The sequence below is a fragment of the Yersinia similis genome (assembly GCF_001053095.1).
Lineage (GTDB): Bacteria > Pseudomonadota > Gammaproteobacteria > Enterobacterales > Enterobacteriaceae > Yersinia > Yersinia similis.
In genome coordinates, this window is record NZ_CGBP01000019.1 from 34,858 (window position 1) to 49,997 (window position 15,140).

Below are 15,140 nucleotides of genomic sequence, written 5' to 3' on the forward strand. Positions count from 1 at the left end.
CTTTGCTTTTCGTCATTAATTGCGGTGGGATTATGCTTCAGATAGCGACAGCTTAATCGGTTCAACTGCGAAGGTAAGCCCTTTTTCTCCGTTATCTGCCACCACATAGCGGATTGCGCCGATTGGATGGGCATAGAAAGGCGAGCCTTTGCCTGCTGCCAGCAGCTTTTGCACGTTGGTGAGGCTTTGCTCTACTGACAATGTCGGCTCAAATTGACGCATCAGGGCGGCCATGTAATTGACTGCCAGCAGTTTAGCGGTTTTCTCTTCATTACCTTTTATCGGTAAATAGGTAATTTGTAAGGTTTTAATCTTACCAGTACCTTTCTCCAGTGCCGTTGAGGCATAAAGGTTCTCATTAATTTTACTGGCAGCTCGCGTCAGTGGCGGTGAATCTTCTTTTACCGTGATGGCATGAAATTCGTTGATTGGTAGCGTCGGATTGGCACGATTATAGCTTTCGCGGAATTTAACCAAGGTCAAATCAAACGTTGGAGCGTTGAAAAGCAGGTAGGGCGCAATTGGCGGAGCCTCTACCGTTGGCTGGTTACTGTCATTGGCAGGATCGGCATGAGCGTGGTTGATCGTTGTTATAAACATAAATGTTATTAATAACAATGCGAGCAGCAACAATATTATTCGCATTGAAGCGATTTCTTTTCTCATGACTTAGGCCGCCGTTAGAAGTGTATAGAGAAGATTAAAGCGGTAATCAGTAGTCATTGTCAAAATTCACCGCAAAAATTATTGGTTAGTTGCGACCTTGAGTTACACTTTGCCGAAATTATGTTGGGTAAATGGATCTGTTCATCAATGACAATACAGCAGTGGTGTTTCTCATTTAAAGGCCGCATCGGACGGCGAGATTTTTGGATCTGGATGGGTCTGTGGCTACTGGCAATGTTGATTATTTTTACGTTGGCGGGGAAGGAGTGGTTACCGATTCAGTCAGCCTCGTTTGCGCTTGTTTTCTTGCTGTGGCCAACGGCTGCCGTCGTCGTCAAGCGGCTGCATGATCGTAATAAAGCAGGTTGGTGGGCATTGTTGGCGGTGCTGGCCTGGATGCTGATGGCTGGCAATTGGCAGATGCTGACACCTGTTTGGCAATGGGGGGTTGGGCGATTTATCCCTACTCTTATTTTTGTCATGATGTTTATCGACTGCGGTGCTTTTCTCGGGACGGAAGGTGAGAACCGTTTCGGCCCGGAAGCCGTACCAGTGAAATTTTTCGCTGATAAAGCGAAGTAACATTTTTAGGTTAATAACTAAATTGAAGTTAATAACTAAATTGAAGCTAATAACCCAATTGAGGTTAATGACCAAATAGTCGTGGCGTCGTGGCAGAGAGCAGGCAGTGCGTAATTGTAAAATAAGCACCCCTATCGGCTTGAACCGCGCTACTGTGGCGCGGGTGCTTTACGCTTCTGCCGCTCCTCACTGCTCGATATTGTGTCATCGAGGGCCAGGCGTTTGAGCACGCGGTGACGTTTTTTCTGTTTAAAAACAGTTTGTTACTGCAATTTATCGTCCGCTGCTAGTACTACCGCCCACCACCAATACTGTCTGTCACCAATACTGCTCGCTGGTCATATGCCCTGGTTTACGGCGCAGATGTTTACGCATTTCGCGCTGTTCTTTCAGTAATTGCTGGGTATCACGTACCATTTGTGGGTTACCACACAACATGACATGGCTATCTTTTGCATCAATTTTTAGGCCAACTGCCGCTTCCAAAGCACCATTTGCAATCAGTGCTGGTACCCGCCCAGTTAAGGAGCCGGGTGATTCTTCGCGGCTCACGACGGTCTGGATACGCAGCTTGCCGTCATAGCGTTGCTCAAGCTGTTGCATCAGAGGCAAATAGCTGAGGTCGTGGGCAAAGCGTGCGGCATGTACCAGTACCAAATGTTTGAAACGATCCAAATCTTGCCCTTCCTGTAAAATCGACAAATAAGGGCCAATGGCGGTACCAGTTGCCAGCATCCACAAGGTATCGCAGTCGGGAATTTCTTCCAGTACGAAAAAACCTGCGGCTTGCTTGGTGATCATCACTTCCCCTCCCACTGGTAGTTGATCCAGGCGTGGGCTGAGTTTTCCTTCCGGTACCGTGACCAGATAAAACTCCAGATTATGGTCACTCGGTGCATTCACGTAAGAGTAGGCACGCTGTACACGCTCACCATTAATATCCAACGCCAGTTTGGCAAACTGACCGGCGGTAAACGGATCCACGGGTGCATTGACCTGGATACTAAACAGCGCGTCAGTCCAGTGCTTGATGTGAGTAATTTTGCCACTAACCCATTCAGCCATAATTATGGTTCCCGTTATTTACATACTTGTTTTATGTACATGCTTGTTTGAAGTTATATCCGAATCATCTAACTGATGTAAACTTTACGGCGCTTTTACGAGCGCCGTGCAGGATAAAAATGATTGCTAGCCGGTTTATAGTAAGAATTCGTGCAATGCCGGGTCTTTGCGATCCAGGAAATGGGTCGAGCGAATGCGGCGGATAGTACGTGATTTACCCCGGATCAGCAGTGTTTCAGTGGTCGCCATATTCCCTTTGCGATAGATACCTTCTAGCAGGTCACCTTTAGTAATGCCAGTGGCAGAGAAGATGACATTATCATTACGGGCCATATCACCGAGTTGCAGCACGTTTCCAGCTTCAATACCCATTGATTTACAACGTAATAGCTCTTGCTCACCGATACGGCGGTTATCTTCGCTATCGCCCTTCACTTGATGGCGCGGTAACAAGCGGCCTTGCATATCGCCATCTAGCGCGCGGATCACCGCAGCAGAAATCACCCCTTCAGGTGCGCCGCCAATGCAGTACATCACGTCCACTTCGCTTTCTGGCATGCAAGTCAAAATTGACGCAGCAACGTCACCGTCTGGAATAGCAAACACTTTTACACCCAGTTGCTGCATTTCAGCGATGATGCCGTCATGGCGCGGTTTAGCTAAGGTGATAACGGTCAAATCAGCCAGCGGTTTATTGAGTGCGGTGGCGATATTGCACAGGTTCTGCTCCAAAGGTAGATTAAGGTTGATAGCCCCCTTTGCTGCCGGACCAACCACCAGTTTTTCCATATACATATCAGGTGCATGTAAGAATGTGCCTTGGTCTCCGACAGCCAGTACTGCCAGCGCATTGGCTTGGCCCATAGCCGTCATTCGGGTCCCTTCAATCGGGTCAACCGCGATATCTACCGCATCACCCTGGCCAGTACCGACATGCTCGCCAATAAACAGCATCGGGGCTTCGTCGATCTCGCCTTCACCAATAACAATCCGCCCATCAATATTGACTTGATTGAGCATAATGCGCATTGCCTGCACCGCAGCACCGTCGGCCGCATTTTTATCGCCCCGACCCAGCCACTTATAACCTGCCAATGCGGCAGCTTCAGTCACTCGGGAAAACTCGATGGCTAATTCACGTTTCATGGTTAGACCTGTTGATTGCGGAATAGAAGAACTGAATATAGGTAAGAATTCTATCACCTTTCTAACTTGAAGCCGCAAGGGTGTTAGCTGTGCTCGTTTTACCCGCATGACTGTCGGTCATATTTCTTCACAACTAAAAACGCGCCATCGGGGGACGATGGCGCGTTGGGTGGTTTAAACAGGCTCAGTTTAAAACCGGTTCTGTTTAAAACAGACTGGCTAAAACCGGCGGGCTATTTACTCGTCGTGCTCTTCCCAATCCCGGGCGCGGGCCACTGCTTTTTTCCAGCCCTTGTAACGGATATCACGCTCTGTGGTTTCAATCCCTGGACGGAATTCGCGTTCAATACTTGCTTTACTCTTCACCTCATCGAGGTCATTCCAGAAGCCGGTCGCCAGACCTGCCAAGAATGCAGCGCCCAATGCTGTACTTTCACGAATAGCAGGGCGCTCAACACGGGTACCCAGAATATCGGCCTGGAACTGCATCAGGAAGTTATTGGCTACTGCACCGCCATCAACGCGCAGTGATTTCAGCCGTGCGCCGGAGTCAGCTTGCATTGCATCCAATACATCACGGGTCTGATAAGCAATGGATTCGAGTGTTGCGCGGATAATGTGGTTGCTGTTAACACCACGGGTCAGGCCGAAAATCGCACCACGGGCATACGGGTCCCAGTAAGGGGCGCCCAGACCGGTGAAGGCAGGTACTACATATACGCCATTACTGTCTTTCACTTTGGTCGCGAAATACTCAGAATCGGTGGCATCGCCTATCAACTTTAATTCATCACGTAGCCATTGAATGGAAGCACCACCAATAAATACAGCTCCTTCCAGTGCATAATTCACTTCACCACGTGGGCCACAGGCAATGGTGGTTAGCAGGCCATGAGTGGACTGAACCGCTTCTTCACCGGTGTTCATCAACAGGAAGCAACCTGTACCGTAGGTATTTTTTGCCATACCCGGCTGTACACAAAGTTGACCAAACAGAGCGGCTTGCTGGTCACCGGCAATCCCGGCGATTGGAATACGAGTACCACCTTTACCACCGATATTGGTTTTGCCGTAGATTTCGGAGGATGGGCGAACTTCCGGTAGCATGGCGCGTGGAATATTCAGCGCTTTCAACATGCGTTCGTCCCACTCCTTGGTACGGATGTTAAACATCATGGTCCGTGATGCGTTGGTATAGTCGGTGACGTGCACACGGCCTTGCGTCATATTCCACACCAGCCAGGTATCTACGGTACCAAACAGTAACTCACCGCGTTCAGCGCGCTCGCGTGCGCCCTCGACGTTATCGAGGATCCATTTTACCTTTGTGCCAGAGAAGTAGGGGTCTACCACCAAACCGGTGTTGTGGCGGATATACTCTTCCAGCCCTTCTTTTTTTAATTTTTCGCAAATATCCGCAGTACGGCGGCATTGCCAGACAATGGCGTTATACACCGGCTTACCGGTTACTTTATCCCAAACAATGGTGGTTTCGCGCTGATTGGTAATGCCGATACCCGCGATTTCATCAGAGTTGATACCGGCTTTGGCTAGGACTTCAATCAATGTAGAGCTTTGGGTCGCCCAGATCTCCATTGGGTCATGCTCAACCCAGCCAGCTTTTGGATAAATCTGAGTGAATTCACGCTGAGAAACACTCACGATATTTGCATTGTGATCCAGTACTACCGCCCTGGAGCTGGTTGTTCCCTGATCAAGTGCGACAATGTATTTTTTTTGAGTAGTATTTTCAGTTGTCATAATAAGCCTACTTTTAAGTTGCCATTTATACCCTTCGTACTTGAAGCCGCAGGGGGACAGTTACTCTGATTGCTTGGCATCTGCAAGCCACGTTCAAAACGGTTTATAACCCATTTGTTGTGCGTTTGCTGCCTATATGCGACTCCAATGACTTGTGTATATTTTAGTATCTATTTTTATGCTTTACGTTCTGTGGCTATCGTTGTGGATTCTTCATCCTCAGGGGTACACACATCACAGGGTAGGTGGCGGCCAATCAAGGCCCGATAACCAAATGCACCCAACAAAGCACCTACGATAGGCCCGAAGATCGGCACCAGGAAATAAGGAATATCGCGTCCACCAGTGAAGGCAATGTCACCCCAGCCTGCCAGATAAGAGAATGCTTTTGGACCAAGATCACGTGCTGGGTTCAATGCGAACCCGGTCAGTGGCCCCATTGAAGCACCAATAACTGCGATCAGAATACCGATCAGTAGGGGGGCCAGCGGGCCGCGTGGAATGCCGTTACCATCATCAGTCAGTGCCAGAATCAGACACATCAGAATGGCGGTAATGACTGTTTCAACCAAGAAAGCTTGAACGACAGAAATATGTGGATTTGGGTAAGTAGAGAAGATACCCGCCAGTTGGAGGCTCTCGGTGCTGCCACGCACCATCTGGTGAGTTTGTTCAAAATCGACGAACAGGTTGTAATACAGGCCGTATACTAACGCCGCGGCACAAAATGCGCCGGCAACCTGTGCCACGATGTAAGGCAGAACTTTACGGCGATCGAAACAGGCAAATAGCCACAATGCGATGGTGACGGCCGGATTAAGATGCGCGCCTGAAATGGCTGCCGTCAAATAAATGGCCATAGCAACACCCAGGCCCCAAATGATACTGATTTCCCACTGCCCAAAACTGGCCCCTGCCAACTTCAAAGCAGCAACACAACCTACACCAAAAAATATCAATAGCCCAGTACCGAGAAACTCCGCAATACATTGGCCTTTTAAGGTAGAACTAGCGGTTTGGCTCATAATAATGTCCTACAGACAGAGATTTATAGGGTATTTCTTGTTTTTGCCCTTCGAGCAGTGAAGGGGGTAATGTGAATTTATCGTTAACGAGCGAAAACGAGAAGTAGCGAAATCAAAATATGTGTTATTCGTCATGAAATGAGCGTTTTCGCGTAATTTTAGAGCGTTAAGGGACTTTGAAAGTGTGATCGGACCAGTGGTTTTTTATGGAAATGTTAAAAACGTGTATCGTGCTAAAGGGGCGCTCGTAGATATTTTTCAGTCTTTGCTGATAGTCACATGCAGGAAATTGCTACAGAGTGTGGTTTGCACCGGTATGGAGCTAGACAGGGCGGGATTGGCTACATACAATCGGTTTCATAGGGTACCGTTTTTACAGGGCACTGTTTTTACCGAGCACTGTTTTTATAAAGAACCATTTTTATAACGTATTGTTTTTATCAAGTTATCGTTTTCATCAAGCAGTATCACCTTTGTAAAGGTGCGTATTAGGACACCGCGCTTATCATCGTTGTTCGATGAGTAGTTGTTAGATGAGTGTATAGCGCAGTAAGTATTCGCAGCAGTTTCATCCGCCAGTGGTTACGATGAGTTTTTGGCAAGTAATGATGACTGCGCCCAAGAGATGTACGCCTTGCTACCATAAGAGGACCAAAGAATGTCATTTGAAGTATTTGAGAAATTGGAAGTTAAAGTTCAGCAGGCGATTGATACCATCACGTTATTGCAGATGGAAATTGAAGAGCTGAAAGAAAAAAATAACACACTGACCCAGGAAGTTCAGGATGCTGCTGGTAGCCGTGAGGCATTAGTGCGCGAAAATGAGCAACTGAAACAAGAACAACATGTCTGGCAGGATCGTTTGCGAGCGCTGTTGGGTAAGATGGAAGAAGTCTAAGTTCCGATTGACTTCCGTTGCCACTAGAAATCGCTAGCGCGCTTTTGGCAAGGTTGTTTGTTGAACTTGATGGGTTGCTGAGCATAGCGAGGCTAGCCTTAAGTCTGCGGAAATAACCTTAAGTCAGCGGAAATAAAGTAAAGGGCGATATCAGTATCGCCCAGACTGCTGACAAACCCCGATGACTTGATCTTGAACGGTGAGGATAGGCAGAGGAGTAAAGAGTCCGCGCCAAGGATGGCGCGGCTCGAGCCTACATGGATGTATTTACGGCGTCTTTACGATCTGCCTGAACCGCCCCGGTTTTCTTGGAGAGTTTTAAGTCCGGGAACTCAGGCCGCCAGATCCTTGTTCACCAGGGAAGCATAGTACGCTTGCTCTGCTTCAACCGGAGGCACATAGCCGATGCGCTCCAGTAATCGGCGGTTGTTGAACCAGTCTACCCAGTCCAGGGTGGCCAACTCCACATCCTGCCTGTTCTTCCAGCTTTGACGGTGGATCACCTCTGCTTTGTATAACCCGTTGATACTTTCTGCCAACGCGTTATCGTACGAGTCGCCTACGCTACCCACTGATGCCATTACCTCCGCATCTTTCAGCCGTTGCGTGTAGGCTAGTGACACATACTGAGATCCGCGATCACTATGATGGATGACGCCGCTGCCCGGTCTTCTGGCCCACAGCGCTTGTTCCAGTGCATCCAGAACCAGCGAGGTTTCCATTGTTGATGACACCCGCCACCCCACAATAACGCCCGCGAACACATCAATAATGAACGCGACATAAGCGAAGCCCTGCCAGGTGCTGGCATAGGTAAAATCGGCCACCCACAGCTGGTTTGGCCGCTCTGCAACGAACTGACGGTTCACCAGAACGTCTGTTGTGCACCGCACTTTGCCGCTACGGGTTGTTTTCACGCCTTTTCCACGGGTAACCCCTTCTAAGCCTAACGTTTTCATGAGACGTTCTACGGTGCACCTTGCCACCTTGATACTCTCTCGTGTTAACTGGCGCCAGACCTTCCGCACGCCGTAGACCTGCTTGTTCTCCTCGTAAACACGCTGTATTTCTACACAGAGCTCATTGTCCCGTTTATCACGATCACATCGCGTTTCTGGATGTTTGCTTCGCTGCTTGTGCCAGTAAAATGTCGACGGGGCGATAGCCAACTCCTGGCATACCGACTCTACCCCGTGCTGGTTACTCAGGCTGTCTATTAACGGCATTATCTTTTCCAGTAGCGGTCGAGCTCCGCCTGCGCAAAATAGGCTGACGCCTGACGCAGAATATCGTTGCTGCGTCGCAATTCCCTGTTCTCACGTTCCAACTCTTTCAATCGTTGGCGTTCAGGGGTTGTCAGGCTGTTCTCACTGACTTTGGAGCCGGAGTCACGTTCATGCTGACGGACCCAGGCCTTTAGTGTGTCGGGATTACACCCAATTTTAGGGGCGATGGAGTTGAAAGCTGCGTGTTCAGATTTATATTGGCCACGCTGCTCCAGAAGCATTCTTACTGCGCGCTCACGCAGTTCGGCTGGATAACGGTTTGCTGATTTTGATGTCATCTTGGATCTCCTTTCACTAAGAGTTTAGTCTCCAAGATTCCCGGGGCGGTTCAGTTCTCTCCGTCGCGGGCACTTTGTCAATAACCTCAGGCGATATCAGTATCGCCCTTTTCTGTGGTGCGCCGGTGCTTGTGGAGCTGGGGGCAATCTTTTCCTATTCGTGTCCCACTCAGTCGTGCAACGCTGAAAATCCCGTCACGCCTAAATAATTCCTCTGCTTGTTATCTCCGTCGCGGACACTTTATCAATAACCTCACGGTACGTTTATTTTTCCAGATTAATAATACGTTGAGCACTGGCTATCGTTGAAGGACGATGGGCGATAAAAATACGGGTGATCTTCAGTGAAGCTATCGCATTATTGATATGTGCTTCGTTTGCTAAGTCCAGATGACTTGTTGCCTCGTCCAGAAACAGTAAACTAGGTTGACGATACAACGCTCTGGCAATTAATAAACGTTGCTTCTGCCCGCCCGATAAACTGCCCCCGAGCTCACTAATCAACGTTTCATAACCCATCGGCATATGCATAATTTCTTTATGTATATTGCAATGATTAGCACAGGAAAGAATACGCTGCTCATCTTTGTTGACATCAAAGCTGGCAATGTTATCAGCGATAGAACCCGCGAACAGCTTGTCATCCTGGAGCACGCAGGCAATGCAATCACGATAATTATTCAGGCCGACCATTGTTATATCCAGCCCATCAATCAGAATATGCCCCTGTGAAGGTGTCAACAGCCCTGCTATCACTTTCATCAACGTGGTTTTTCCTATGCCCGATGGGCCAGTAATGGCCACACTCTCTCCCGCTTCAACGTGAATGTTCAAATCTGAAAAAATAGGTTTTGACAGATTGTCATATTGAAAAGCAATGTTTCGGGCCTCAAAGACCGCAGGTTGATTGGGTGAAAGTAGTTGTCTGGGGGCCTGTTCTTTTTCGGTTTCGGTGAAAACGATGTCGGCAATACGCTCACTGTGCAAAGCAAGCATACGGAGTTGCAGCACCATATTAATTAGGTTGGTTGCACGATCAGAAAATTGTCCCCGATAAGCATTAAAGGCAACAAACATACCTAATGTCATTTGCCCATCAATCACCATTGACGCGCCTAGCCATAGGATGACAACTTGATCGATGGTGCCGATCAGTGTGTTTACGCCGCCAAAAAACATGTCTAACTTAGTCAGTCGAATATTGGCATTGGTTGTGTCTATGTTTAGATTGAGCCAAAATTGTGAGCGCGTTGATGCCAGCCCCAGGGCCTTAAGCGTACTGATGCCATAAAGTGTTTCCATAAAATGAGAGCTAGCTTTGGCATTTTTTACGATTTGCTCTTCGGAAGCCTGGCGGTATTGATTATAAGTGGCGAGGCGCAGGATCATGTACATTGCGGTAAAACCAAGTACCACCCAAACCAGCCAGCCACCATACAAAAACATCATGATAAACACGCCAATAGACATTAGACCGTCAATGATGCCGTTGACCACATTGTTGGTTAATGTTGAACGTATGATATCTAGGGAGCCGAACCGTGACTGAATATCACCCAGTTTACGTTTTTCAAAATAGGCTAAAGGTAATTTGAGTAGATGGTCAAATAAACCCGCCTTCCATTGCACATCAACTAAAGACCCCATGACCAGCGATGTCCAAGATCGCAACATACTTAAAAACGTGCGGAATAGAATAAAGAAAAGCAGGCCGATACAAATCAATGCCAATAGGTCATGGTCCTCGGCAATGATCACATGGTCCATTACCAACTGAGTTCCTACCGGTAGCAGTAGGTTAATGGCCTCGACCATTAACGATAAGCAAAATATTTTTGTCAGAAAGCCAGGTAAACCACTGATATTACGCATCAGTGATAATAGGCTCAAACGGGTACGGCTTTTTTGGCGGGTAAATTCACTGTCAGGCCATAATTCCAGTGCGACACCGGTAAAATGCTGTGACATCTCACTTAGACTGACGGTACGCCGGCCAAATGCCGGGTCGTGAATAATAAACCGGGTGCCCTTCACTGCAACAAGGACAACAAAATGGCTCATATCCCAATGCAATATACAGGGCGTTTTTAATTGGCGTAACTCATCTAAATCCAGTGATAAAGCGCGGGTTTTAAACTTAAGTTGTGCTGATATATTTATTAACAGAGCTAATGTTGCGCCATGAGAAGAAATACCAAAACGTTGGCGTAAATTAAATAAGTCTATATCCATCCCATGGTAGCGGCATGCCATTACCAGACAGGCAAGTCCACATTCTGCTGATTCGGTTTGAAGCACCTGTGGGACTTTACGACGAAAGCTAAAATTCAGGCGATTTTTTATCTCGTTAAAATGCGTATCATTCATTTACAGGCCCCGTTACACTTTTCTTGATGTCATAAAATGGAGATAGCATCCATTGATAAAGAGGCCTTTTTTCAAGGAATAACGTGACATTAGCTTTAAGGCCATTGGATAGCATTAAAGGTTTAGACTGATAACGAAAATGAATATCGTCTAGTGCCACGATGACTTTATAGTAAGGCTCAATGAGTCCACCGTTTGGGAGCCGCGGTGCAATGTTGTATGAGGCTATTTCTTGTTGTGAAACGGGGACATTAGAGATAGAGATTATACGTCCAGGAAATTGGCCAAACTTTTCAAAGGGGAAAGCGTCATAGCGTATATTGACTCTGTCTCCCGTATTTATATAAGGTACGCTATTGTTTGGCACCCAAAGTACAAGACAATAATAGGGGTTATCGGAAGGTGTCAGTTGAACCAAACTGTCATTTGCATTAACCATCTGCCCTTGGGTCACACTCATATTTTCAATCTTGCCATCGCTTGGTGAATTAATGAGTAACATGCCACTTGCATCAACTTCAGCCAATTGACGCTTTAAATCACTTTTTTGAAATAAATACTGAGAGATATCATTATCGAAATCTGATGCTCGCGTAGAGATTTCACTTTCAAGTTTCGCTATCTGTAAACTTTCTTGTATCAGCTGTGTATTCAGGCTTTGAAAGGCATTTTGTTGTTGATAAAAGAGGGAACGCTGATTGGTTAATTGATCTTTAGTAATCAGTCCCTGACGTTGGTAAGTACCATAACTGGCCATTGTACGCCGCATATCATCCATTCCTTTGCCAGCGTTATCGACCAGCTCTTGGGATTTTTTATGTGCCTTTTGATATTGTGCGAGTTGCTGACTTAAATTAAGTAGCGTAAGTTCTTTATTTTTCTGTGTATTATTGATGATGCTATCAATTTGAGAAATTTGGTTATTTATCGCCTCTAAAGAGTTAAGGCTAACATTACCTGAAAACGTCGTTCGACTGACATCAATTTGATATAAGTGCTGACCTTTACGGACAATATCACCCACTTCTACCCATTTTTTGGTAATGAATCCTTGTTGGGGAGAAAAAATGTTTATGGGATGTGGTTGAGAAATAACCTCACCATTAACGTTTATTCTACGGGTGTATGTTCCATAAATGATAAGAGTAATTAATAACACCAAAAAAATAGTACATAAAGCAGCTATGAACGTTGTGGAATAACCCGAAGTTAACAGCGCCTTCCCCAGCCATTTTGTTCTAATATACTCTACCGCGTCCCGGCGGAATATCTGATTACTGCTCATTCCTCGCTCCGTTATACCCATCATTTCAAATCAACATATCACAAAAAATAGAATGTTTAATTGAATCATTTTCACGTAACTCTATTTTGGTATATTTAATTATTTACGAATTGCAGTTTGATTTTTTATTATTTTGCTATTACATTTTCGTTGAGCGCTTTTATGCTCACCATGAAGAACTAACTTAATTTTATCTATATAGGAGTCTTTCTGTGAAAGAACTTACACAAACGGAAGTGATGGAAGTTTCGGGCGCGGGTATTGTTTCTGATGCAGGTAAAGTGCTGGGTTCTGGCTTTGGTGCTCTGATTGACGCTGGTGCATCTATCTTTGGTATTAAGCCAAATGCTAGCGCAACAATCGGTAAAATCGGCGAAAGCATTGGTTCTGCTTTTGATGCAGGTATTTCCGGAGTTAAACAGTTCTTTGGTTTGTCAGCACCACAGCAGTAATAAGTAAATATGCCAGCGCGAAAGCGCTGGCATATTAATTGAAATGGATATAGAAAGTACGCACTATTAAGTAGTAATGTTTGTAGGGGGGTTTAAAAGAAAAAGCAAAAATAAAAAAAACAGATTTTTCCTATTTTAGATGATGGGGGAAGTAACAAGGCGAAGATTAAAATACAGACTTATCCTATTTAAATCGATAAAGACTGATTCTCTTTTAATACGCTTCACCATAATATGGATATATGCTGTGTTACTACAGTAAGTTTTCTGAGTTAGAAGTTGTCACATTATCTTTCCACTACCAACATGATTTTTTTGTGATTAGAAATTTATTTTCTATCGTCGATGACTTTAGTTTAAAAAAAATCAGTGTCCTACTTAGAACCCTCAATTTTCTCCCTTCTTTTATTTTTTAGTGCTGGTATCTATATAAATAAAGTACGAGGATTAGGTGATTTAAAATCATGAAAAATTTCAGGTGAACATCTTCCTTTATGGGTTAGCAAACAACCCCGAAAAGCGCGTTAAATGGGTAATGGCACGGTGGTGGCGGGTATGAACGCATTATCGTGGATTTATTATTTTCACGGCCCGATACCCACAATGATTATCTATTTCTTAACTTAATTCATTCACATCTTGATGAGGTTTTTTGATGCAGAGAGGCTGCTGTTTTCTCCGTAGTACAACTACCGCTGGAGTGGCGCTGAGCGTTGCCATGACGCTATCGGCATCGGCGTGGGCGATCTCAGAACAGGTAACGTCAGCACGGACTGTGCCGGACAATGATATTGTCTGTCATGTAGCCCACCTTAATGCCCGTTTTGATGATAAAGAGGGGCTATTCGAAGGAGCATCACAAAGCGGTACTTTGCTGATATTACGTAACATTAGCGCTCGATCCTGTCAGGTTAATGCGATGCCAGTGGTTAGTTTCGAAGGCGCAGGTGGCCAGCAGTTGGCCGTCTTTCGCAGAGTACCGCGTGGGATGCGGCAGGAGCCGATACTCTCACCTGTCACGGTCGCGGCGGGAGCTGAAGTCGCGGTGCAATTGCGTTGGGTGGCCGGTGACGTGTTCGATGGGAATAACTGTGTAACACCTGAGAAAGTGGTGGTGACCTTGCTAGGGGGGACATTGCGTTTACCTTTCGGCCGACAGATGTGTGCGGCATCTGGTGACACTGAATTCTTCAGTCAGGCTCCAGTAGGCCCAGTAACCAATGAGGTGCAATGAGTGACAGGGGGGTAACTCCAGAGAGATAAAAATTTTACTCATGAGGATAACATAATGAAAAAAGTACTTTTTTTAACCGCATTATTGGGTGTGTCAACATCAACATTTGCTGCAACGATATTTGAACCGTCGGAAGGTGTGGTGTGTGATAAGAAATCAAATTTTTGCGTAGATAATCAAGGTATATCCATGGGATGGACGAAAGAATATCTTGGTAGCGATGCAGAAGAGAAATTGTCTAAAGAGACCGGAGGAAGTGGCGATATTCATCTCTGGGAATATACATTGAGCAACGGTGTATATTGTGATTCTCATGCAAAACAGTGTTATACCGATCGTTATTTCCCTCGCACGAAGGAAAAACAGGAGAAGAAATACACCGCTAAAATTTTCGGGACTGCTAAATAATTTGGGTAAACTTACGTGTGTGTATTGCGGTGTGGGGGGACAATATTACGCCAGGATCGCAATCACAGTGGATAGGAGAAGGAGGGGAACCTTCTCCTATCTGTACACTTATCCCCGTCAGATGGATATTATTTAGGGTATGTTATTCAATATCCAAGGGATCTTCCGATAAGATAATACCGGTGTTATCGGCATAAAGATGGTCACCTGAGAAGAACGTTACACCGCCAAAATTAACACGGATATCGCTCTCACCTACACCCTCATCAGCAGCCCCAACGGGTATCGCGGCCATTGCCTGAATGCCAATGTCTAACTCCGCCAAGTCATCGACCTGACGCACGGCACCGTAAACAACAATGCCTTCCCACTCGTTTTTCAATGCTAATTCGGCTAGCTCAGCATTGATTAGTGCACGGCGCACTGAACCACCGCCATCAATGACCAAGACACGACCAAGACCATTCTCTTCAAGCAGGTCAAACAACAAGCCGTTATCTTCGAAACATTTTACGGTAGTAATCTTGCCACCAAATGAAGTGCGTCCACCAAAATTGGAGAACAGTGGTTCTACCACATTTACCTCTTCATGATAGATGTCACAGAGATCGGAAGTATCATATTTCATAGGATTAACGTCTGGTTGCGGCTGGGAGATTGAGTATATCCTTTTCTGGCTGCTGTTGG

General features: G+C 46.1%; 14 protein-coding genes and 1 other annotated feature. Of the genes, 5 read left to right on the top strand and 9 right to left on the bottom strand.

The features are described 5' to 3' along the window. Positions 1-30: 30 nt before the first annotated feature. Positions 31-645 carry a DUF1454 family protein gene (locus AC971_RS14240; RefSeq protein WP_025382057.1) on the bottom strand — a complete coding sequence of 205 codons (615 nt, stop codon included), beginning with the start codon at positions 643-645 and terminating at the stop codon, positions 31-33. Positions 646-813: 168 nt separating this feature from the next. Between AC971_RS14240 and AC971_RS14245 the strand changes: the two genes are divergently transcribed. Further along, the gene (locus AC971_RS14245) at positions 814-1,248 is read left to right on the top strand and encodes a DUF805 domain-containing protein (protein WP_025382058.1); all 435 of its coding nucleotides are present in this window, start codon (positions 814-816) and stop codon (positions 1,246-1,248) included. 318 nt (positions 1,249-1,566) lie between these two features. Here the strand turns inward: AC971_RS14245 and fpr are convergent, their stop codons facing one another. From fpr to AC971_RS14265, 4 genes are all read right to left on the bottom strand, one after another. Beyond that, positions 1,567-2,313 (bottom strand): ferredoxin--NADP(+) reductase, encoded by a 747-nt coding sequence (gene fpr / locus AC971_RS14250; RefSeq protein WP_025382059.1) that lies wholly within the window; start codon positions 2,311-2,313, stop codon positions 1,567-1,569. A 135-nt stretch (positions 2,314-2,448) separates the two neighbouring features. Further along, positions 2,449-3,459 carry a class II fructose-bisphosphatase gene (gene glpX, locus AC971_RS14255; RefSeq protein WP_025382060.1) on the bottom strand — a complete coding sequence of 337 codons (1,011 nt, stop codon included), beginning with the start codon at positions 3,457-3,459 and terminating at the stop codon, positions 2,449-2,451. A 237-nt stretch (positions 3,460-3,696) separates the two neighbouring features. Continuing rightward, positions 3,697-5,220 (bottom strand): glycerol kinase GlpK, encoded by a 1,524-nt coding sequence (gene glpK / locus AC971_RS14260; protein WP_025382061.1) that lies wholly within the window; start codon positions 5,218-5,220, stop codon positions 3,697-3,699. A gap of 176 nt (positions 5,221-5,396) precedes the next feature. Beyond that, the gene (locus tag AC971_RS14265) at positions 5,397-6,245 is read right to left on the bottom strand and encodes an MIP/aquaporin family protein (protein ID WP_025382062.1); all 849 of its coding nucleotides are present in this window, start codon (positions 6,243-6,245) and stop codon (positions 5,397-5,399) included. A gap of 658 nt (positions 6,246-6,903) precedes the next feature. Here AC971_RS14265 and zapB point away from each other — a divergent pair. Then, on the top strand, positions 6,904-7,143 hold the full coding sequence (zapB, locus tag AC971_RS14270) for a septal ring assembly protein ZapB (protein ID WP_002208953.1): 240 nt from the start codon (positions 6,904-6,906) through the stop codon (positions 7,141-7,143). A gap of 332 nt (positions 7,144-7,475) precedes the next feature. Here zapB and AC971_RS14275 read toward each other — a convergent pair. The 3 genes from AC971_RS14275 to AC971_RS14290 form a co-directional block, all read right to left on the bottom strand. Continuing rightward, a protein-coding gene (locus AC971_RS14275) for an IS3 family transposase (protein ID WP_374700047.1) occupies positions 7,476-8,707 on the bottom strand; the annotation gives its coding sequence in 2 pieces (ribosomal slippage) (positions 7,476-8,407 and positions 8,407-8,707; 1,233 coding nt in all). Continuing rightward, positions 8,298-8,414: a sequence feature (AL1L pseudoknot), on the bottom strand. Its footprint overlaps the gene before it by 117 nt. Positions 8,708-8,971: 264 nt before the next feature. Further along, positions 8,972-11,074 (bottom strand): peptidase domain-containing ABC transporter, encoded by a 2,103-nt coding sequence (locus AC971_RS14285; RefSeq protein WP_025382065.1) that lies wholly within the window; start codon positions 11,072-11,074, stop codon positions 8,972-8,974. Beyond that, on the bottom strand, positions 11,067-12,359 hold the full coding sequence (locus tag AC971_RS14290) for an HlyD family secretion protein (protein WP_025382066.1): 1,293 nt from the start codon (positions 12,357-12,359) through the stop codon (positions 11,067-11,069). The genes AC971_RS14285 and AC971_RS14290 overlap by 8 nt, the downstream gene beginning before the upstream one ends. Before the next feature lie 212 nt (positions 12,360-12,571). On the opposite strand from AC971_RS14290, the gene AC971_RS14295 reads away from it, so the two are divergent. The 3 genes from AC971_RS14295 to AC971_RS14305 all read left to right on the top strand — a co-directional run bounded on the left by AC971_RS14295 (position 12,572) and on the right by AC971_RS14305 (position 14,453). After that, positions 12,572-12,811, top strand: a complete 240-nt coding sequence (locus AC971_RS14295; RefSeq protein WP_002215873.1) for a hypothetical protein — start codon at positions 12,572-12,574, stop codon at positions 12,809-12,811. Between the two features lie 655 nt (positions 12,812-13,466). Continuing rightward, complete coding sequence (locus AC971_RS14300; RefSeq protein ID WP_025382067.1) at positions 13,467-14,045, top strand: DUF4232 domain-containing protein; 579 nt, start codon at positions 13,467-13,469, stop codon at positions 14,043-14,045. 54 nt (positions 14,046-14,099) lie between these two features. Beyond that, entirely contained in the window at positions 14,100-14,453 is a 354-nt protein-coding gene (locus AC971_RS14305) for a YcgJ family protein (RefSeq protein ID WP_025382068.1), read from the top strand. 142 nt (positions 14,454-14,595) lie between these two features. Here the strand turns inward: AC971_RS14305 and rraA are convergent, their stop codons facing one another. Beyond that, positions 14,596-15,081, bottom strand: coding sequence for a ribonuclease E activity regulator RraA (gene rraA, locus AC971_RS14310; RefSeq protein ID WP_025382069.1), 486 nt, complete (start codon positions 15,079-15,081; stop codon positions 14,596-14,598). Positions 15,082-15,140 lie beyond the last annotated feature (59 nt).

Excerpts from the sequence above, each read along its gene's own strand:
- AC971_RS14240 (WP_025382057.1), bottom strand. The coding sequence starts at position 645 with ATGCGAATAATATTGTTGCTGCTCGCATTGTTATTAATAACATTTATG.
- AC971_RS14245 (WP_025382058.1), top strand. The coding sequence starts at position 814 with ATGACAATACAGCAGTGGTGTTTCTCATTTAAAGGCCGCATCGGACGG.
- fpr (WP_025382059.1), bottom strand. The coding sequence starts at position 2,313 with ATGGCTGAATGGGTTAGTGGCAAAATTACTCACATCAAGCACTGGACT.
- glpX (WP_025382060.1), bottom strand. The coding sequence starts at position 3,459 with ATGAAACGTGAATTAGCCATCGAGTTTTCCCGAGTGACTGAAGCTGCC.
- glpK (WP_025382061.1), bottom strand. The coding sequence starts at position 5,220 with ATGACAACTGAAAATACTACTCAAAAAAAATACATTGTCGCACTTGAT.
- AC971_RS14265 (WP_025382062.1), bottom strand. The coding sequence starts at position 6,245 with ATGAGCCAAACCGCTAGTTCTACCTTAAAAGGCCAATGTATTGCGGAG.
- zapB (WP_002208953.1), top strand. The coding sequence starts at position 6,904 with ATGTCATTTGAAGTATTTGAGAAATTGGAAGTTAAAGTTCAGCAGGCG.
- AC971_RS14285 (WP_025382065.1), bottom strand. The coding sequence starts at position 11,074 with ATGAATGATACGCATTTTAACGAGATAAAAAATCGCCTGAATTTTAGC.
- AC971_RS14290 (WP_025382066.1), bottom strand. The coding sequence starts at position 12,359 with ATGAGCAGTAATCAGATATTCCGCCGGGACGCGGTAGAGTATATTAGA.
- AC971_RS14300 (WP_025382067.1), top strand. The coding sequence starts at position 13,467 with ATGCAGAGAGGCTGCTGTTTTCTCCGTAGTACAACTACCGCTGGAGTG.
- AC971_RS14305 (WP_025382068.1), top strand. The coding sequence starts at position 14,100 with ATGAAAAAAGTACTTTTTTTAACCGCATTATTGGGTGTGTCAACATCA.
- rraA (WP_025382069.1), bottom strand. The coding sequence starts at position 15,081 with ATGAAATATGATACTTCCGATCTCTGTGACATCTATCATGAAGAGGTA.